Here is an 18,202-nt window from a genome sequence, read left to right on the forward strand (position 1 = left end):
TCTTTCGGATCTTCGTCCCGAGGTCCCGGGCGGGCGATACAGTGCGCGCCGTGGACATACCCGACTGGTTCGTCTGGATCGCTCTCGGTCTGGCCGTCTTGCAGGCCCTCGCTCTCGTCCCCGTCATCCGCCGACTGCGCGGACCTGACTCTGCGGTGCGCTCCAAGGCGCGGCTCGACCTGCTGGAGACCGTCGGCACCCTGCTATGTCTCGGTGGCCTGCTACTGAGCCTCGTGGTAACGGAATCCTGGCTCTGGCTCACGCCCACTGGCTTCGCGCTCATGACCGCCGTCTACGCCGTGAAGGGCGTCCGCCTGCTCCGCGCCCGCCGCCGCCCCACGGCCTGATCCGGAAGTGGAGGGCGCCCTCGTAGGCGATGGCGAGATTGTCCGTCCGCATGGCCAGGCCGCGCCGCTGCTCGAGACGGTTGATGCAACGCTCGACGGTGTTGCGCTGCTTGTATGCACCGCGTCAAAACTGGGTGGACGACCGCTGGCCCGGCCTCGCCGGAGGCGGTGTCCGACCTGGTCAGAAGGCTGCGGACTAACGGCCCGGATGCCTCGGCGACGAAGACGCCGGCGGACGGCCCGGGATAAGTTGGCCCGGTCCGCAAGGACCGTATCGGGTCGGCTTCGTGGCCTGCCCAGGGGGGCCCCGGCACCGGATGCTGATGCGAGCCATGACCGCCTCGAAAACAAGCGCGTCGCCAGCCTGACCGCGGTGACATGAACGGCGAGGGGCCGTGCCGCCTGTCACCGGCGAGGTCAACTTTCGTGCTCAGGCCGCCTTGGGAGCGTCCCGAGTGCGTGATCGGCAGGTTCAGTTCTGCCCGCCCCCTTTCCTTGCCCCGGGCCGAGTGCTGGCGAGCCCGGCAGACAGTGGATTCCACGGACACCGCCCGCTTCACTTCTTCAGCCGCGTCCGCCTGGCGAGCACGGCGCGAAGATCCGTCGCCAGGTGCCATCGGCAGCCCACCTGATCAGGCGCTTGTGTGCGGTCTGGAACGCACCAAGTTCGTGGGGCAGGTTCCGCCAGGGCGAGCAGGTGCGGTACTTTCACGCGATGGGCACGGATGGAGGTGGAATCAACCGAGACGTCCCAGTCGATCTCACCCGCGACATCGGCCTGGGCCTGCATCTGCTGGAGCAACCGTTCCCAGGTTCCGTCGGCCGACCAGCGCCGATGGTGCTCGGAGATGGTCTTCCACGGCCCGTTGTGTTCAGGTAGGTCACGCCACTGCACTCCGGTCCGCACCCTGTACAGGATGCCGTTGACCACCTTGCGGTGATCGCGCCACCGCCCCGCAGCGGTTATTGCCCCGTCGGCAGAAGCGGCGCCAGACGTCGCCACTCCGCCTCTGTCAGATCCCCCCGATCAGTCACACAAGAGCCAACGCCCAGTGGGTGGCGTGGGTGCGGTCAGCACCTGCGATGCCACCACGCCAACTCTGGATCTGCCAGCGGCTCGTGATGCGTTCGCCCGAGGAGCATCGCGTCCAGGCGCTCGACCTGCACCCGGAGTTCGCGGGCGGCCCCGGGTGGAAGCATGAACAGAGCCTCTTGCAGCTTGTCTCGGGCCCACCCCTCGCCGCAGCACGGGCAGGTGAACTCAGCCTCCCACTGCCTCCACCGGCGCTTTGTGCCGTGAACACGCACAGACCATACGCTCAGCGCCACCGCCACAATGCCCGGAGACAATCGTTCCCGTTCGAGCATGCGGACGGCAGCATTCCCCGCTCCCGACAGACCTGGGATATCGCGATACCGCACCCAGGGACTTCCCCAACCGCGTGCCCGCGATCGAAGCGAGACCGGTGTTCTACGAGGCACGGCCCCTTCGGATGCAAGTCATAGACGACATCCTCCCACAGCCCATGATCGGCCGGACAGGTCCGAGTTCTCTCCGGAGCTGCGGTGCACGGTGACGCGCCATTCGGGCGACGGCGCGCTGGTCGTCATCGGCGCTCCTTGACGCTCCAGCCCGTGCGTGCCCACTCGGGCGGCCCGCTGAATCGACGTACCGGTCGGGCCGCGACCGGCGGGACCGCTGGCTGGTCGTCAGCATCCCCGGCTTTGAGCAGTCTTCCGTGGATCGTCGGCAAGGATGCGGTTCGCGTGCTGCCGTACCTGGTCTTCCGCGGATCGGTCGCGGATGACGAACAACGCGTACTCGTAGAGGACGGGAGGCTCGCCCGGTCCTTGGAGCTGGTGGAATTCCACATCAACACCCTCGGGGCTCGTGAGCTCCTCGGGGGCGTCACGCTCCTCCCGGCGTGGCCAGACGTCTGTGAGGACACAGTTCCAGCGTTCGAACCAGCCGCTGTCCGTAAGGGTCTGCTGGAGGAGCCGGGCGACGGTGTCCACCGGCTCTTCCCAGCTACGGTCCGCCGCGGCTCGTGCGAGTTCAGCCTCGTACTGGACGGCGTCGAAGCGGAACTCCGTCGGTACGGCAGTCATGTTGCTGGTGTTCTCCCAGGCATCCCAGATGACCTGATTGCCCTCGCGGCGGATGGTGACGTACAGGGCGCCGCAGCAGCCGACTGTGCAGGTCGGCTCGGCGATCATGATCCTACTAGGCTGCTCCGTGACCGTCAGCGGCCAGCTCTCGGCCGGTCCCGTCCAGTGCCGGCAACTGAGAGCCACCCCTTCGGGATGGACCTCCTTCAGGACGTCTACGCCGTTGATCAGAGGCCGCACCTCGGCCCAGGGATCCTTGTCCCAGGTGTCCGGAATCCTGTGCTGCAAAGTCAAGGTACTGATCGTCAGCTGATCGGCCATCTGTACATGATCAGTCGATGTCACGAAGTCGCGTACTCATTTTCTGACGAGGAGTCCCTAGGCTGGTCGCATCGAGCGCAGTCGCCGCTTGTGACGGACTGGAACTGCCTGCGAGTGTTGGCAGCGTGAACACGTCGGGATGAACGTGGTGGTGGTCCTTCCCGGGACCTCTACCAGGACGAGCCGTCGCTGGACCACACCGTTCACGTTCACGCCCGGGATCGGAACGGCGACCAGATCGCCCGCGTCCACTGGCTCGCGGATCAAGTGGGTGGCCGGTTCACAGGCAGGGTGGAGCTGGCGCCGCTGTAACCCTTCAGCTCCGGCCGGCCAGTCGCGTATGTCGCCGTCGAGAAGGGGCCTCCACTCCCGTGCAGCGCGGCCCACAAGTAGGTGCGGCGTTGGCGGACCGAGGGCGAGGCGGGGCTGTACGACCGGTCCAGCAGGCCCCGGACGACACCGCATCAAACGCCCGTCACGCACGAGGCCTGAATGTGCAACCTGAGGCAGGACCGACAGCTGGGACCGGCCCGGACTAGGGCCTGTACGACGGGTCGTCCACGCAGTCTGAGAGGATCGGATGGACGGATCGAGTAGGGGGTGCCGGTTGCCGAGCGCGCTGTGGCTGCCATATGACGCGAGCTCTCTCGCCCGCCTGGGTGTGGGCGGCGAGGCGGTGTCTGAGCTGGTCGAGCGAGGGTTGCCGGCCGACTGCAATCGCATATTCGTGCCGGACTCGGGTCGGGAGCTGGATGTCCGCGACCTTCCATCGGGTCGGGCTGCGTTCCTCGGTGCGTTCGAGGACGGCGTCAACACGTACTGGCTGCTGATCGACAGCGGTGAAGTGTGGATGGTCCGCGGCTATGAAGGCGATGGGGATCAGCAGTACGGGCTGGTCAGCTCTTCGGTTGCTGGTCTGCAGAACGTTCTGGAGGTGTGGGAGGCGTTCGCCTTCTCGGGAAAGAGCGATGCGGACGACGACTACGAGGACTTTGTCGAAGACGTGCTTGAACGGGCCCGGCAGAGCGATCCGCGGGTGTTCGAGGATGACGACGCCTGGTGGTCACGCGTTTTCGAGGAAGTCGAGCTCGGCGTCTTGGTCCCGGAAGAGGTGTAGCCGCGGAAGCGGTGGTCACGGGCGGAGCCACAGTCGGATCGCCGCGACCGTGACTGTCCCGTGGAAGACGTAGGCCCGCTTGTCGTAGCGGGTGGCGACCGCACGGAACGTCTTGAGGCGGTTCATGGTGCGCTCAACCTCATTGCGGCGCCGGTAGACCGTTGTGTCGAAGCCGGTGGGCCGGCCGCCCTTGCTGCCCCGCCGTTGGCGGTTGGCTCGCTGGTCCCTGGCTTCATGGATCGTGTGCTTGATCTGTCGGCACCGCAGGTACCGGCGGTTTCGGCGAGAGGAATACGCTTTGTCTCCTCCGACGTGGTCTGATCGTGTGCGTGGGCGTCCGCCGCCCAGCCTTGGGACTTTGACCTGTTCGAGCACAGGTATGAACTGCGGGGCGTCACCCCACTGTCCGGGCGTGATGAAGAAGGCCAACGGGCGACGACCGCCCTCGCTGGCCAGGTGGATTTTGCAGTTCAGCCCTCCCCGGGAGCGGCCCAGGCCCTCGTCGGAACGGTGTCTGGCCGGGCGACTGCGGCGGCCCGGAATTCGTGGCGCGCGGGTGAGGGCGCCGGCTGCGTGCTGGTGTGCTCGGCAGGACGTCGAGTCGACGCTCACCATGCTCCAGTCGATTCGCCCCTCCGCATCAGCATCGGCTTGGACGGCCCGCAGGATCTTCTCCCAAGTGCCGCCCGCCGACCATCTGCGATGACGATCGTGAACCGGCTTCCACTTGCCAAATTGCGGCGGAAGATCCCGCCATGGCAGGCCGGTCCGCTGCCGGAACAGAATGCCGTTGATCACCCGGCGGTGGCACTGCCAACGCCCGCCCCGACCGCGGTTACGCGGCAGATGCCGCTCCAGCCGCATCCACTCGTCTTCTGAAAGATCGCCTCGCCCCACACCGACCGAAACGATCCAGCGTAAGGCGAGTCACAGGACCCATCGGACACGGCCTAGGTCCGTCGTTGGTCCTGCGCGCGTCGAACGTGCACCGGATCCTGACCCCGCACCGGGTGAACCCGGCTCGCGTGGATCGACCGCCCGACCGGGCCAGGTCATCCGCCGTTCCGAACGACACCGGCCCGGCGAGCTGATCCACGTGGGTGTGAAGAATCTCGCCGGATCCCTGACGGCGGCCACAGGACACTGGGCCGCCAGGCCGGCCGAGCCACCCGCGGCCAGATGGGCTTCGACTACATCTGCTCCGCCGTCGATGACCACTCCCGCCTTCGAGATCCGCCCCGACGAGAAGGTCGCGACGTGCGCAGGTTTCCTCACCCGCACTGCCGCGTTCTCCCACGCTCACGGCATCACCCGCGTCGAACGGGTCCTGACCGGCAACGCGTGTGCCTCTCGCAAGAGCTCGGCCTCGAAGGCCTCGCGGCTGGGTATGACTGGGAAACTCACCCGTGCCTACCGGCCGCAGACCAACGGCAAGGCCGAACGCTTCAACGCACCCTGCTCGATGAAAGGGCCTACTGGCCCTGTTTGCGAGAACGGCATCCGACTCGACTTCCGAGCCAAGTGGCGCTCCGTTAGGGCTGGATATCGAAGAGAGCAAGGGAAGGGGGTGGCGGGGCGAGCACTGCGCGAAGGCGAGTGAGTACGGCCCGCCACTGCTTCCAGTCTTCCGGGTCGACCCAGTTCGAGGCCGGCCCAGCCTCGTCGCTGACGATGCGGGCGAGGGCCTCGTCGGCGAGTCCCCTAAGGTCGGTAGGGAACACGGGCATTGGTGATTCCGGACCGTAGGGCCAGTCGACGGGTTTGCCTCCTGGGCATTGCGCCGCGATCAGTGCGGCAGCGGCTACCGCCTCCTCCGCTTCCGTGAGATAGCCAGTTGAGGCGATCGTCCGGATGAGGACGCCTCGGATCAGGGCTTCGCGAGCCTCGGGCCCGGCGTCGTCGAGAGCGTTGGCGAAGTCCGCAGCTGTGTCGTTGTCGAAGGGGCCGGTATCCCAAGTGCCCATGCTGATCTCCTTGCGAATGGTTGCCCGGATCCTCGCAGCACGTACTGACACCGTGACTTCGGTGCGAGACCTGCGACCAGATGGTCGAAGAAGCCCAGTTCAAATAGCTGATCCCCGCCACATCCATCAGTTCAGCCGCACCACACCGCCTGGCGCGTCGATGTCAGCCGTGCAGTCCGCGCAGTCCGTGATGGGCGGCGGCTGCGGAAAGTCCTCATTCCTGCCTTCAAGCCAGCCGACCAGCCGCTGGGCCAAGGTGAAACCCTCTGGGAACAAGGCGTGACCAAGGCATCTCTGATTCGGGTCCCACCCCCACATGCGCCCCTCGGGAGTGCTGAAGTCGACGAAGGACCAGATGGCACACCCCCATGTCAGCAGGGGGACAACCGGCGCCGGATGACTCGGACGGGAACGCCACACCGTCAGGTACTCCTCCAGGAGGGGGCCGCTGTCACTGAACGAATATGAATCATCGGTCAAGGACAGTGCTTCGCCCCAGCGCCCGAACCCGCCGTCTGCCACCTCGATATAGATTCGCTTGAGCAGTACGGGCATGGGGTGACCCACGGCGGCTTCGAGCGCCGCGACAGCATCAGGCGGCGCACTCGGCGGCAGCTGACCGGGCGGGAACTGCGCGCGCACCCTTTCAAGAACCTCATCGTCGTCATTCATCCACGCAGTAGTACCAGGCCTCCCGGCCCGACGACGCGTCGAGCGCTTGTGGATCGTGGTCGGCACCCTCACCCCGGTACGCGACCACACGGTCGGAGCCTCCTCGCGCAACCACCGCTTCTCGGCAGACGTGCAAGTCATCATTGATGCCGATCGCCCCACCCGTCGGGCGGACGACGCTACCTCTAGAACCGGCCCGAGCAGGACTTCGGCGGGGCCAGGGCGCTCGCTCTCGCGCGTACGAAGCTGAGGCTACGCTCGTCAGCACGCTGAACCGTGTTCCGTTCAATGAGGCCCTGCTCGCCACCGTTGGCACCCCCAAGCAGCCCAAACTCCTGGACAGCAGTCCGCGGTCACAGGTGTGGCGGGTGCGGCTGGCCTGACCGGCGGTTGGTGATCGTCAAGCAGATCACCGGCGGCGGGGACACGGGCGCCGACGCGAACACGCGCTTTGCGCGGGAGGTCGCCGGGCTGCGCCTGGCGGGGCGGGCCTCCGGACCGCCGTGGCGCCCGCGGTGCTCGCCACGGACCGGCCCTCGCGGGTGATGGTGCGAAGCCGCCGGCGCCCGGATTGCTTCTCACGCTCCCGGCCGATGCTGACCGGGTGACCAGCGAGGACAATCTCGACGAGGTCCGCAACGTGAGCTTCGTGATCGTCGAGGGCGGCCCCAGCGTTTCGACCACGTCAAGCGCAGCAAGGGCATGGGGCCGGTGCACCAGGCGGTCGCGAGGTTCCCCTCCGGCCGGATGGTCACCTTCCTGGCATTCGACCACCCCGGGCACGGTTGGGAGCTCGACCCGGAGGCAGAGATCTGCAGGAGCGACCGGTCGGTCTGCTTCCCCTCCGAGCCCGTGCCGTACTGACAGGGCGGCGGTGTGCGGCCGGTAGCCGCACACCGCCACACGGGCCCTGGTCTGGTTCAGTCCCACCAGAGTGACCACATCGTCGAGCGGGCCATCGTGTCGCCGGTCTCCACCGGGTCGTGCACGGTGTCATGGCAGTAGGCATGCAGTTACGCGGTCGCCTGCGCGGCGCCCCGCGGGTCCAGGGGCGGCTGGTCGACGACCAGCTCCAGGTAAGGGCCCTGGGCGAAGGAGAGCTCGGCCCCCTCTACGGGTAGCCACCACCCAGGCCGCGAAAGGGCCATCGCTGCGAAGGCGATGGCTAGGGTGAAGCCGTTCCTCATGAGGGTCTTTCAAGGGGCCGGAATCCAGAGCGCTTTGGAATCATGTCGTTCCGATCCGATCTCGCCGAAGCCCGCGCCGCCGCCGACCCGCCAGGCTCCACGCCGACAAGGGTTACGACGGCGACGCGACGACCTGCCTCGATGGCTACGCGGGTGAGGCATCCGACACGGCATCGCCCGCAGAGGTATCGAATCCTCCACCCGACTGGGCGGCACCGTTGGACCGTCGAGCGCGGGATGTCGTATCTCGCCGGCTGTCGCCGCATACACCGCTGCTACGAACGCAAGGCCGAATACGTTCTCGCCTTCACTGCTATCCCCTGCAGCCTCATCTGCTACCGCCGCCTGAAGACGTGAAGGCCAGCTTGGCGCAGCGTCTGCGGCAACATGGTGCAGGTGAGCGAATCATCTGAACAGAGGCCGCACGCAGTTCGTCTCTGGAATGAACACCGATATGCGCCCTTTCCCGCCAGCCTACGGGGTATCAAGGGCGGAGACACAGACATGTGGTTGCTTGACTTGTACACCGCTGGCTGCGTTGTTGCGTGGCTGGACAACGGCGGCACTCTCGACCTGGAGAACGGCCGCATCCTGCAGAGCTGCCTCGAGGACCTGGATCAAGTCATCCTCGAGATCGACGACCCTGCAGGAACCCGGTACTACCAGCGGTTGCACGAGCTCGCCCGACTCGTATCCAGGGACCTGACGAGCGCCAAATGAGAAGACCTCTAAGTGGCTGTTGTTGTTCCGAACTTGAGGAGTGCTGGTCGAACGGGAGTCACCTGAACTCCCGACCCGACCGGTCCTCCCCCCCCGCCGTCGTGACCTCCGCGTCCACCACATCGAGCGGCAGCGTGACCGCGACGCGCACCGGGTGGACGTCACGTCGCCGAGGTGCCCGGCCGCGCGGCGAGGCCAGAGCACCCACAGGCACGACGCCTGGCGTACCGCCACCACCAGCGTCCTCGCAGCAGTGGGCAGCTTGTCACCCGAGCGGTGGGAGGCGAGGACGTCCGCAATGGCCAACCGGCGGCGACTGTGAAAATCGCTGTCCGATCACCGGAGCACGGTGATAGACACCCGGCGTGGAAAAGAATCTTGAGTTCCCTGACCTGTTGCGACTGATCGCTGAACGGTCGACCGCCTTCCGCGCCGTGGTCGCCGCCGCGCCCGGTCTCGACGCGCAGGTGCCGACCTGCCCTGGGTGGACGCTGTTCGATCTGGTGAAGCACCTGGGTGGGGGAGACCGTTTCTGGGCCGCCATTGTCGGCGCGGGGCCCGCCGACGCTCCCCCGGCCGAGGCCGTCGCCGCGCGCGCCGCGCTGGAAGTGCCGCAGGAGCGTGAGGCCCTGCTGGCCTGGCTGGACGCGTCGACGCAGCTTCTGCTGGGCGCCCTGCGCGCGGCGGGACCGGAGAGCGGTTGCTGGACGTGGTGGCCCGCGTCGCAGTCACCGCAGACCGCCGGCGGTGTCGCCCGGCACCGGGTCCAGGAGACCGCGGTGCACACCTACGACGCCCAGCTCGCCTGGGGCGCCCCGCAGCCGCTGCCGGTCGAGCTGGCACTCGACGGTGCGGAGGAGTTCCTGTTCACCGTCTGCGCAACGCCGAGTGCCTGGCCGCACAAGCCCACGGCCTTCGACTTCCACGCCGCCGAGGGCCGCTCCTGGCGCCTCACCGTCGACGGCGACGGCGCACGCTCCACCCGCATCCCCGCGCCCACTGCCGCGACCGGCGAGGACTCGGACGCAGCCGGCGCCTCCGTCCATGGCACGGCCAGTGAGTTGGTCCTCTACTTGTACGACCGGATCCAGGCCGACTCCTTGCACGTTGACGGAGACGCAGGGCTGCTCGACCTGCTCCGCGCCTGGGAGCCGGAGGAGAAGTAGGACGTAGCGGGGGCGGTTGGCCGCTCCTCGAGCCGGTAAGACACGACTCTTCGCCAGGTTCGTCAGTCGCGGCACCGGGCTCAAACCCGCGAGGCGGCCTAGGTTCTGTCGTCAAATGTCACGCCCACATCAGAAGTGATGCGAGGGTGACGGCGGCTTCGTAGGACTGGGCGTTCTTGTCGTACCGGGTGGCGATGCCGCGCCATTGCTTGAGGCGGTTGAAGCAGCGTTCCACGACGTTGCGGTGCTTGTAGATCTCGCGGTCGAAGGCCGGCGGGCGGCCGCCAAGGCTGCCTCGCCGGGCTCGGTTGCGGGCCTGGTCGGCCCGTTCGGGGATCGTGTGCGGGATGCCCCGGCGCCGCAGCCAGGTGCGGATCGCTTTCGAGCTGTAGCCCTTGTCTCCCAGGACGTGGTCGGGCCGGACGCGGGGCCGTCCCGGTCCGATCCGGGGCACCCGGATCGTCTCCATCACGGCGGTGAACCGAGTGCAGTCGTTGGTGTTGCGCCCGTGACGACGAAGGCGAGCGGACGGCCCCGGCCGTCGCAGGCCAGGTGGATTTTGCTGGTCAGCCCGCCTCTGGAGCGGCCGAGGGCCGGTTCGCGGAGCCCCCTTTTCGGGCCCCGGCCGTATGCTGGTGAGCCCGGACAACCGTGGAATCGACCGACACCAGCCACTCGATGTCACCCGCCGCGTCCGCCTTCGCCTGAGCGGCCCGCAGCATCCCGTCGAACGTCCCGTCCGCCGCCCACCTGCGAAAACGCGTATACAGCGTGGCCCACGGACCATAGCGCTCGGGCACATCCCGCCAGGCGACACCGGTCCGGAACTTCCACACGATCCCGTTCAGGACCCGGCGATCGTCCAGCCGCTTCCGTCCCCGCAACGACTCGGGCAGCAACGGTCGGACGAACTCCCACTCGGCATCGGACAGTTCATGGCGACGTATCACGACACCATGATCCACCAGCCGTGATCATTTGAAGACACTGCCTAGGGGCGTCACCAAGCCGACCGTCTACCTGGAGGGCAGTGCGAATTTGTCCGTCCCAGCGATCACGAGAAGTGACGCGACTGCCGTCGTCCCGATCTCGTCGAGAAGTCAGTCGATCGGGTGACTGCGGCGGCTGCCGTGCATGAGAGCAGGGCCTCTTGGTAGCTCGAAGGGTGTCGAAGCCAACGTGCGGTCCAGGAGGCCCTGTTGTCGCATTTCTACGGCAACGCGGGAGTGGGATCCACTTCGGCCACTCTCGCGTGTGACTGTCTGGCTCACAGATTCGGGAACGCCAGAGACCACGGGGCGCGCGAGCGTCGGTGTCCCACCGACGTGTCGGACGCCGAGTGGGCGGTGGTCCGGCCACTGCTGCCGGTGCCGGGCTGGCTGCGGGGCCGGGGTGGGCAACCGGAGGCTTATTGCCACCGCGCGATGCTGGACGCGATCCGCTACCTGGTCGACAACGGCACGAAGTGGCGGGCCATGCCTGCCGACTTCCCACCGTGGGACCGGGTCTACGCGTTCTTCCGGCGCTGGCGCAACCACGATCTGGTCCGCGAGTTCCACGACCGGCTCCGCCGCCTGGTCCGCGAGCGGGCCGGGCGGGACTCGGAGCCGGGCGCGGGCGTGATCGACTCGCAGTCAGTCAAAGCGGACGCGGTCGTCGGCTCTGACAGCCGCGGCTTCGACGGCGGCAAGCTGATCAACGGGCGCAAGCGGCACGTCGTCGACACCCTTGGCCTGCTGCTCGCGGTGATGGTCACCGCAGCGGATGTGGGCGACCGCGCCGCGGCCCAGGTCCTGCTCACCCAGGTCACTGCCGCGCACCACCTGCTGGCCCTGGTCTGGGCCGACGGCGGATACACCGGCAGCCTCGTCGAGTACTGCCTCGCGGCCCTCGCCCTGGTCCTCGCCATCGTCAAAACGCAGCGACGACATGCGCGGCTTCGTCGTGCTGCCCATGCGGTGGATCGTCGAGCGGTTCTTCGCCCATCTGATGCGAAGTCGCCGTCTCGTGCGCGACTTCGAGCGTTCCATCGCCAGCGCGGAGGCGATGGTCTACTGGTCGATGACGATGCTCATGACCCGCCGCGTTGCCCGGCCACGTCCTTCGCGAGCGTGAATCGGCCAGGTGCCAGCTCGATCAGCCAGCCGCGCGCCGTCAGCCGCTTGGCCTTCGATCGCAGTGCCTCCACCTTTCCCGGTACGGGGTCCAGGCCGAAGCAGGCGGCCATCTCCTGGCACGTCAACGTTCCTTGACCGAGTCGGTTACGGACACTGAGGGTCTGCAGGATGCGCTGGTAGTCCACCGACAGCGCCTACCAGGCCAGCCCCGCGCGCCACACCGGCACCACTGTTTTCGGCTTCGCCGCCTTCGCCGGTTCGGGCCGCTCCGGTTGCACACCGGGAGCCGGCAGACCCTCGGAGGCGGCGGGGCCGACGACGGCGTCGTTGCCCGGGGCCAGTACCTCGCCAACGCGTGAGCGGGCGATGACCCGCTCGTTCCACTCCTGCTCAGCCACGGCCAGCTCCGCCTGGGGGCGACGACCCGGCCGAGGACGGTGGGCACACGAGGGTCAAGCGAGGCGTCACCCTCGGCCGGTACGTCTACGTGAAGCTGAGCAAATCGCAGGCCACGGCAATCAACTACGGCTCGGCCGCACTGCGGCCGGAATCCTCGGCGCGATCACCGGCGGCATCGGCGGCGCCGTTGCCGCCGGTGTCCACACCTACGTCGCCACCCGTGGCGCCGAGGATCTGGCCAAGTGCCAGTTCCGGTTCCTCCTGCCGTCCGCGTACAGTGCCCGGAGGCACCGCCATGAGCCCAGGGAATCGGCCCTCGCTCCCTGGCAGGGTGCCAGCTCCATGTACCGGCCAGGCATCAGCTTCTTGTGGTTGTCCCGCCAGCCCTCGACGCCGGGAGACGTGGTCTTCCACGGCGACCGGGCCTCGTAGAGGGTCGGGGACCATACCGGCGGTGCCAACCGCCTGCGCAGCTTGAAGCGCCCCCGCCGTTGACCCGAGGAACCTCACCATCATGCAGCCCATCGCCGAGTACAGCGTCTCCGCCCGCCCCGGCCACCGCATCGTGGAGGTCTACGACGCAGATGCCTACCTCGGCGACGAGCAGGCCATCGAGGCATCCCGGCACCGGGTGGTGGCCGGGAACGGATACCACCTCTACTTGCACACCCTGCAACCGGACATCAACGTTCACGTCGCCATCCGTCTGTGGGACTCCACCCCGCCCGCGCCAGCTGCCGATGCGGAAGGTCACACACCCGTCGCTCTCGACTCGGGAACCGGCATCCTCGTGGTCAACCAGCTCACCCTCGGCCCCGCGGGAGAGATGACCTTGCCCCATCCAGGCGTCTACCAAGGCACCGCCTGGTGGATGGGACGCCGAGCCGCCAGCGACTACCACGCGCAGATCCTCCAGCGGATCGACGACGACTGGACTCTCGAAAGCATCGCCCAAGCTTGGGCGGCATGTCCCACCCCCGAGCGGTACGTCCTCGATCTCGCCCACACCGGGCCGTCGGCTTTGGAAGACAACTGACATCTGAACTGAACTGGACGGACGGACGGACGGTGGGCCTGCGAAGGTGGTGGCTGCCGGCACAGCAGGAACGGTGCGGCTCCCGCAGCTCGCTACGGCGCTCGTCAGACGTTACGCGGGTCACGCTCGGTGTGTGGGACGGCGGTTGGTGTCGACGGGACAACACGGCGCGGTAGTGTGTGGGAAGCGTCGCGTGCCGGTGGCAGACCGTGTCAGGCATGGAGGCGCCGGATCGAAGGAGGCCGACGATGCATTCGTCGCACCCTTCGCTCTCGCGTGACTGAGCGCGAGACGACCAGGCTCATCGCCTGGAGCCAAGAACTCCGTCGGGTTCACAGCCAACTCAGGGAAGCGCTGTCCGTGACCCGCGCCTCCCTTGCCGACGGCACCCCCGGTGAGGCGGCCACTCGTGAACTGCTGCTGTACTGCCATGGCTTCTGCACGGCTCTCGACGGCCATCATCAGGGCGAAGACCGCACCCTGTTTCCGGCCATTGCAGCTGCGCATCCGGAGCTCAGACCGGTGCTGCGCTTGCTCGAGCAGGATCACTCGATGATTGCCCACCTGCTCGGCAGCCTCCGTGGCGCGGTCGACCGGGCCGCGCCGCCTGAGGAGCTTGCCCACCACCTCGAAGGCATCGCCGCGATCATGGAGAGTCACTTCCGCTACGAGGAGCGGCAACTGCTCACTGTGCTCGAAACACTTGAGCTTGCAGCCGTGCCCCGAGAGGTGCTGGGCCCTCTATGATCCCGGACCGAAGAACACCCGGCCCCGCGGTCGTGACGAGGCCCATAACGCCCTGCTTTCATCGCTGCGATGCGGAGGGCTTTGATGGCCTCCATTGTCAGTCCTTCCTGCTGTCCCAGGGGTTCCCGATCCAGCTGTCGAACGAGGGGATCAGGGCTGCGAAGGCAGCACCGAGCCGCCAGTCCAGGTCGGCTGCGTTCAAATGCACCGTGTCGCCGGACGACCTGAACTCCAGCGGTACCTGCCCGGCGGCGCGCCACATGATGCGGCGGCGCCCGCGTGGAAAATCGCCGCCGATGCCGCCGCCCGGCAGCGGGGCGATGGGGACGAGAGGCAGGAGTGGCGAGCAGAGCCACCACACGCACCACCAGAAGAGCCGGCCCTTGTACCCCACGGCGTCGGCGGCGCCGGGGCGGCTCACCGTCCAGCGTGTGCGCATGCCCCGGTTGAACGCCCCGTCGCGCCTGGTCGTGCCGAGTGGCTCTCCCCGCGGGCCGAGTACCTGGAACAGTGCCTGTCGACCTCCGGCGAGGGTGACGAGGGTGGCAACTCGCGCCTGTCGGTGCTCATCTGTCCACAGGGCGAAGGAGCAGGCGCCGCTCTTACGTGCCGCGAGATAACACGCCGCCCGGCGGCAAGTCGCGTTCCACGTAGGCGACCAGCCGCGAGGTGTCCGGTCCGTCGGAGAAGTCGATCCGGCCGTCGAGCTGCCCGCCGGGAGTCGCCCTCAGCCGCCGCAGCGCTCGCAGCGCCAGAGTACCGGTCACCCGATGAGCTCCTTCTTGTGTGTCTGTGTCCATTGGTCGGTAGCAAGGCACGGCTCAAGGCGAGCGAAGCGGCAATGCCCACAGCCAGTCATACGTGCTGCCCGGGCCGACCGACCGGGCCGGCGCGCAGCGAGCGCCGGCGAGCCGGTGGCGTGTGGACCGAGATCGTCGGAAGACGGAACGTCAGGTTCGTACGGCCTGCGATCAGGCACCGCAGTCGCTCCTGACCTTGACGGCGGCGCCCAGGTTCGGCGCTGCCGTCCTGGCGAGTTCACCCGTCACGGACCTGGTCCACGCCCTTCGCCACGACGATGCTCACACGGTCACGATGAAGGCCGCGTTCACGACCGGGTCCTGAGCGACCACCGCCTCGTACCCTGCGATCACTACGGTCGGGAGGCTGCCGTCGACGCCGGTCCAGATGGAAAGCCCCGGCTGTACCTCTCGCCCGTGCTGACCTTCCATGATGACCCGCCCGAGAGAGGCCCGTGCCGGCCGCCGTCGGAGACCATGTCGTTGAACACCGCCATCGCGCCGGTGGCATCGACTGCGGTGACTTCGGTTCGCCAGCCGTCGGTCTTCTTCCGGGACACCCCGGGATGTGCCCGAGTTCAGTGTCGGCCGACTTGAAGCCGATGCCGAGCCGGCCGAAGGCTTCGAGGATCGCCAGGACAGGTGCAGGAGCGCGGCGCTCTCTGCTGCGGTCCCGGCGACACTGATCGCATTCGGCTGAAGCGGCTCCTTCGCCGTCATGGACCGGCCCCAGGCCGGGGTGCTCGTCGACTGCGCCACACTGCCCGGCGAAGGCGGACGCCTATCGATTGCTGACGGCTTTCGCTGCCGCGTTCGGTGTTCGGCACGGTTGCGTCGGAATAAGCCTCGGAAGCGATCCTTATCGATGTCGATCATGGCGTCCATGGGTGTCGGCACCCATTTTCTGAACCGTCGAGTGAGTTTAGGCTGAAGTTTTCGGAAGCAACGATGCGGCCTTGTGCGGCTGTTGAATTTCCGTACTGCCCGACCGGCTTCCTCCCTGCGGAGTTTGATCGCCCAGGTATGCGGTATCGGTTCGGCTCTGACCGAGGTGAACCGGACCTGGGAAACGCAGGTGAAGACCCTGCTCCAGGCCTGCGCGCACATTTCCAACCACCTGGACCACACCAAGGCGTCCCGCAAGAACGACGACGACTGGATCCAGGCTCAGTTGCGCCACTTCGCCCCGATACCGGGGAAAGGACGGCGCCGTTTCCGCCTCGCAGATCAACAAGTACTTCCGGTAAGGAGCCGCATCAACCATGCCTACCTTCGAGCAGCTCCTCAACGCCAAGTTCGGCCCCCTCGACACGGCGGTCACCCAGTGGACCGAGATGATCACCAAGCTGACGGAACTCCAGACCGACGCCAAGGCCATGAAGACCAAGGCGGACAAGTCCACCTGGAAGGGTGAGAACGCCAGCGTCACCAAGGAGTTCGTCACCAAGACGGCCAAGGAGTTCAGCGACGCCGTCACCGAGGCCGAGTCCGTACGCGACCCCCTCAAGGATGCGAACACTCTCCTCAAAACCGCCCAGCGACCTCAAGGCCGCGTACGAGAACCCGCCCCCGGGCATCACCATCTACCCCAACGGGGTCCTCAGCCACAGCGTCCACCCCGACCGCCGGTCCAAAGGCAGCACCGAGAGCGTCGCCACCGAGGCGCAGTTCAACGCCCTGCGCGAAAAGCTGGAGGGCATCCTCCAGCGTGCAGCCGAAGCGGACGAGCTGTGCGCCTGGGGCCTGCGTGCCCTGATCAAGAACCACCCCAACGACTTCGGCTCCACCGACCTCGGCGGCGTCGCCGACGCCAAGAAGATGCGCGCGGAGGAGGAACAGCAGGCCGAGAACGGCCGCGAGGCGGCCAAGCTCTACGCCCGCTGGGAGCACCTCGACGACAAGGAGCGGGACCGGCTGCTTCAGCTGGCCGAGGGCGGCAAGAACTCTCCGGCCTTCGCCGAGCAGCTGATGACGAACCTCAGTTGTCGGGGCCGCGATCAGCAGGAGGCCGTGCTGCTGCTCGCCGGCAGCCTGGAGACGGGCGGCCGCGACGGCCAGCTCTCCAGTACCGACGCCCGCCTCTACAAAGCCCTGTCCGGCTCACTCGCCACCGCCACCGGCGCGGACTCGACGATCGGTTCCCCGGGCGGTGTCACCTCGGCCTGGACCGACAAGCTCATCACGACGGCCCGTGACGGCAACGGTCTCTCCAACCGCCACCCCGGATACATCGGGGGCGGCGCCGCGAGCCTGAAGGATCTGACCGACCTGATGGCCGCCGACGCCGGCGACGACACCAGGTACGACCCGAACAAGGAGGGCTCTTCGCCCTGGAAGAAGGACGAGGGCGACCCGGTCTACAGCGAGGCCTTCTTGACGGAGGTCGGCAACACGATCCGTGAGTGGGAGACGAACAACGACGACGCCTACGACGGACACATGAAGCACTGGCAGGGCACTCAGGAGGACCCGATGAAGGGCCTGCTGAACGCCATGAGCCGCAACCCCTCCGCCGCCACCCACTACTTCGACCCGAACACCACCGACAACCTCAAGTACTTCCTGGACGACCGGAAGTGGCCCGGCGGCGAGGTCGAGAGCAAGATGCCGGTCGAGACCCAGTACACCTCGGCCCGCGCCGAGCTCGGCCTCGCGCTCGAGTCCGCTGCCACCGGCCGCATGCCCGGTTCACCGATGCACCCGGTGCCCGCTCACCACGACGGCGCCGAGACCGCGATCTTCGAACGGGTGATGGGTGAGTACTCGGAGGCGCTCAAGAAGGACCAGAGTGCCGTTCCCGTCTCCATGCGGCTGCCGATGGCCGACATGATCGCCGACTACGGCTCCGACGTGCACCAGATCCTCGGCAAGAAGATGGACGGGCCGACCGACTTCAACCAGCTCGAGATGGACCGGGGCGACCTCACCCGACTGATCCGCGGCACGGCGGAGGACCCCAACGCCTTCAAGATCATCCACGGCTCGCAGACCGTGGTCACCGGTGAGGGGCTCGAGCGCTTCCAGGCGGAGTCCTTCCGCAAGGAGGACCCGGAGCTGCGGGCCTGGGTCAAGCAGTCCGCGTCGGTGCTCGGTCACCTCGACGGCGTGCGCGGCGACGTCATCTACGACCTGGGCCAGGCGGAGAAGGACGCCAACAACTGGAAGAAGATGGTCAACTACCATGTCGTCGGCGGGCTGCTGACCCCCATCCCGATCGTCGGCGACGGCGTCCAGCGCTCGGTGGACTGGGGCCTGAGCGCGTCCCTGAACGACGACAACGCCAAGGTCGACGCCGAGACCCGCAACAACATGATCAAGCACTACGACGAGGGCCAGCAGCAGATGTACGGCATGTTGCGCGGGATGGCGACCCATCGCGGGCTCTCGGACGAGGAGCTGGACGCGAGCCCCGGCGAGTACGAGGACCACCTCCAGGCGATCGCTGAGCAGTGGTACCAGAACGGCATGGGCGACGCCGACAAGTCGATGGGACAGTAACC

15 protein-coding genes and 8 pseudogenes are annotated in these 18,202 nt (G+C 67.4%); 11 read left to right on the forward strand and 12 right to left on the reverse strand.

Annotated features, from left to right (window positions below; genetic code table 11):
• Positions 1 to 50 precede the first annotated feature (50 nt).
• The gene (locus ACZ561_RS34925; protein WP_471003081.1) at positions 51 to 347 is read left to right on the forward strand and encodes a hypothetical protein; all 297 of its coding nucleotides are present in this window, start codon (positions 51 to 53) and stop codon (positions 345 to 347) included.
• A 7-nt stretch (positions 348 to 354) separates the two neighbouring features.
• Here the strand turns inward: ACZ561_RS34925 and ACZ561_RS34930 are convergent.
• The 3 genes and pseudogenes from ACZ561_RS34930 to ACZ561_RS34940 all read right to left on the reverse strand — a co-directional run.
• Positions 355 to 1,055: pseudogene (locus tag ACZ561_RS34930) on the reverse strand (IS5 family transposase); the annotation flags it as partial.
• Positions 982 to 1,340 (reverse strand): annotated as a pseudogene (locus tag ACZ561_RS34935) (transposase); the annotation flags it as partial. The pseudogenes ACZ561_RS34935 and ACZ561_RS34930, both read right to left, overlap by 74 nt.
• Positions 1,341 to 2,057: 717 nt before the next feature.
• Positions 2,058 to 2,777, reverse strand: coding sequence for a hypothetical protein (locus tag ACZ561_RS34940; protein ID WP_471003084.1), 720 nt, complete (start codon positions 2,775 to 2,777; stop codon positions 2,058 to 2,060).
• 321 nt (positions 2,778 to 3,098) lie between these two features.
• On the opposite strand from ACZ561_RS34940, the pseudogene ACZ561_RS34945 reads away from it, so the two are divergent.
• Positions 3,099 to 3,266: pseudogene (locus ACZ561_RS34945) on the forward strand (IS481 family transposase); the annotation flags it as partial.
• Positions 3,267 to 3,384: 118 nt separating this feature from the next.
• On the forward strand, positions 3,385 to 3,894 hold the full coding sequence (locus ACZ561_RS34950) for an SUKH-4 family immunity protein (RefSeq protein WP_471003086.1): 510 nt from the start codon (positions 3,385 to 3,387) through the stop codon (positions 3,892 to 3,894).
• 15 nt (positions 3,895 to 3,909) lie between these two features.
• Here ACZ561_RS34950 and ACZ561_RS34955 read toward each other — a convergent pair whose 3' ends face one another.
• Entirely contained in the window at positions 3,910 to 4,791 is an 882-nt protein-coding gene (locus ACZ561_RS34955; RefSeq protein WP_471003089.1) for an IS5 family transposase, read from the reverse strand.
• Positions 4,792 to 4,844: 53 nt separating this feature from the next.
• On the opposite strand from ACZ561_RS34955, the pseudogene ACZ561_RS34960 reads away from it, so the two are divergent.
• Positions 4,845 to 5,370: pseudogene (locus ACZ561_RS34960) on the forward strand (transposase family protein); the annotation flags it as partial.
• Between the two features lie 56 nt (positions 5,371 to 5,426).
• On the opposite strand, the gene ACZ561_RS34965 reads toward ACZ561_RS34960, so the two are convergent.
• A complete protein-coding gene (locus ACZ561_RS34965; RefSeq protein ID WP_471003092.1) occupies positions 5,427 to 5,858 on the reverse strand; it encodes a DUF4259 domain-containing protein in 432 nt (143 codons plus the stop codon).
• A gap of 126 nt (positions 5,859 to 5,984) precedes the next feature.
• Complete coding sequence (locus ACZ561_RS34970; RefSeq protein ID WP_471003095.1) at positions 5,985 to 6,530, reverse strand: SMI1/KNR4 family protein; 546 nt, start codon at positions 6,528 to 6,530, stop codon at positions 5,985 to 5,987.
• A 37-nt stretch (positions 6,531 to 6,567) separates the two neighbouring features.
• On the opposite strand from ACZ561_RS34970, the pseudogene ACZ561_RS34975 reads away from it, so the two are divergent.
• The 3 genes and pseudogenes from ACZ561_RS34975 to ACZ561_RS34985 form a co-directional block, all read left to right on the forward strand.
• A pseudogene (locus ACZ561_RS34975) lies at positions 6,568 to 6,684 on the forward strand (IS5/IS1182 family transposase); the annotation flags it as partial.
• Between the two features lie 1,543 nt (positions 6,685 to 8,227).
• On the forward strand, positions 8,228 to 8,437 hold the full coding sequence (locus ACZ561_RS34980) for a hypothetical protein (protein WP_471003097.1): 210 nt from the start codon (positions 8,228 to 8,230) through the stop codon (positions 8,435 to 8,437).
• Between the two features lie 365 nt (positions 8,438 to 8,802).
• Positions 8,803 to 9,603: a maleylpyruvate isomerase family mycothiol-dependent enzyme gene (locus ACZ561_RS34985; RefSeq protein ID WP_471003100.1), complete on the forward strand. Its 801-nt coding sequence runs from the start codon at positions 8,803 to 8,805 to the stop codon at positions 9,601 to 9,603.
• 118 nt (positions 9,604 to 9,721) lie between these two features.
• Here ACZ561_RS34985 and ACZ561_RS34990 read toward each other — a convergent pair.
• A pseudogene (locus ACZ561_RS34990) lies at positions 9,722 to 10,550 on the reverse strand (IS5 family transposase).
• Positions 10,551 to 10,970: 420 nt separating this feature from the next.
• Between ACZ561_RS34990 and ACZ561_RS34995 the strand changes: the two are divergent.
• Positions 10,971 to 11,576: pseudogene (locus ACZ561_RS34995) on the forward strand (IS5 family transposase); the annotation flags it as partial.
• Positions 11,577 to 11,674: 98 nt separating this feature from the next.
• Here the strand turns inward: ACZ561_RS34995 and ACZ561_RS35000 are convergent.
• Together ACZ561_RS35000 and ACZ561_RS35005 are read right to left on the reverse strand one after the other, a co-directional pair.
• Positions 11,675 to 12,124 (reverse strand): annotated as a pseudogene (locus ACZ561_RS35000) (hypothetical protein).
• A 118-nt stretch (positions 12,125 to 12,242) separates the two neighbouring features.
• Positions 12,243 to 12,416 (reverse strand): hypothetical protein, encoded by a 174-nt coding sequence (locus ACZ561_RS35005; RefSeq protein WP_471003103.1) that lies wholly within the window; start codon positions 12,414 to 12,416, stop codon positions 12,243 to 12,245.
• Between the two features lie 217 nt (positions 12,417 to 12,633).
• On the opposite strand from ACZ561_RS35005, the gene ACZ561_RS35010 reads away from it, so the two are divergent.
• Positions 12,634 to 13,155: a hypothetical protein gene (locus ACZ561_RS35010; protein WP_471003106.1), complete on the forward strand. Its 522-nt coding sequence runs from the start codon at positions 12,634 to 12,636 to the stop codon at positions 13,153 to 13,155.
• Between the two features lie 276 nt (positions 13,156 to 13,431).
• Positions 13,432 to 13,902 (forward strand): hemerythrin domain-containing protein, encoded by a 471-nt coding sequence (locus tag ACZ561_RS35015; RefSeq protein ID WP_471003108.1) that lies wholly within the window; start codon positions 13,432 to 13,434, stop codon positions 13,900 to 13,902.
• 97 nt (positions 13,903 to 13,999) lie between these two features.
• Here the strand turns inward: ACZ561_RS35015 and ACZ561_RS35020 are convergent, their stop codons facing one another.
• From ACZ561_RS35020 to ACZ561_RS35030, 3 genes are all read right to left on the reverse strand, one after another.
• On the reverse strand, positions 14,000 to 14,341 hold the full coding sequence (locus ACZ561_RS35020) for a hypothetical protein (protein WP_471003111.1): 342 nt from the start codon (positions 14,339 to 14,341) through the stop codon (positions 14,000 to 14,002).
• A 163-nt stretch (positions 14,342 to 14,504) separates the two neighbouring features.
• Entirely contained in the window at positions 14,505 to 14,669 is a 165-nt protein-coding gene (locus ACZ561_RS35025; protein WP_471003114.1) for a hypothetical protein, read from the reverse strand.
• A 955-nt stretch (positions 14,670 to 15,624) separates the two neighbouring features.
• The gene (locus ACZ561_RS35030; RefSeq protein ID WP_471003116.1) at positions 15,625 to 16,179 is read right to left on the reverse strand and encodes a hypothetical protein; all 555 of its coding nucleotides are present in this window, start codon (positions 16,177 to 16,179) and stop codon (positions 15,625 to 15,627) included.
• A 32-nt stretch (positions 16,180 to 16,211) separates the two neighbouring features.
• Between ACZ561_RS35030 and ACZ561_RS35035 the strand changes: the two genes are divergently transcribed.
• The gene (locus ACZ561_RS35035) at positions 16,212 to 18,200 is read left to right on the forward strand and encodes a DUF6571 family protein (RefSeq protein ID WP_471003119.1); all 1,989 of its coding nucleotides are present in this window, start codon (positions 16,212 to 16,214) and stop codon (positions 18,198 to 18,200) included.
• The last annotated feature ends 2 nt before the right edge of the window (positions 18,201 to 18,202 follow it).

Source organism: Streptomyces sp. NPDC039609 (genome assembly GCF_055596705.1).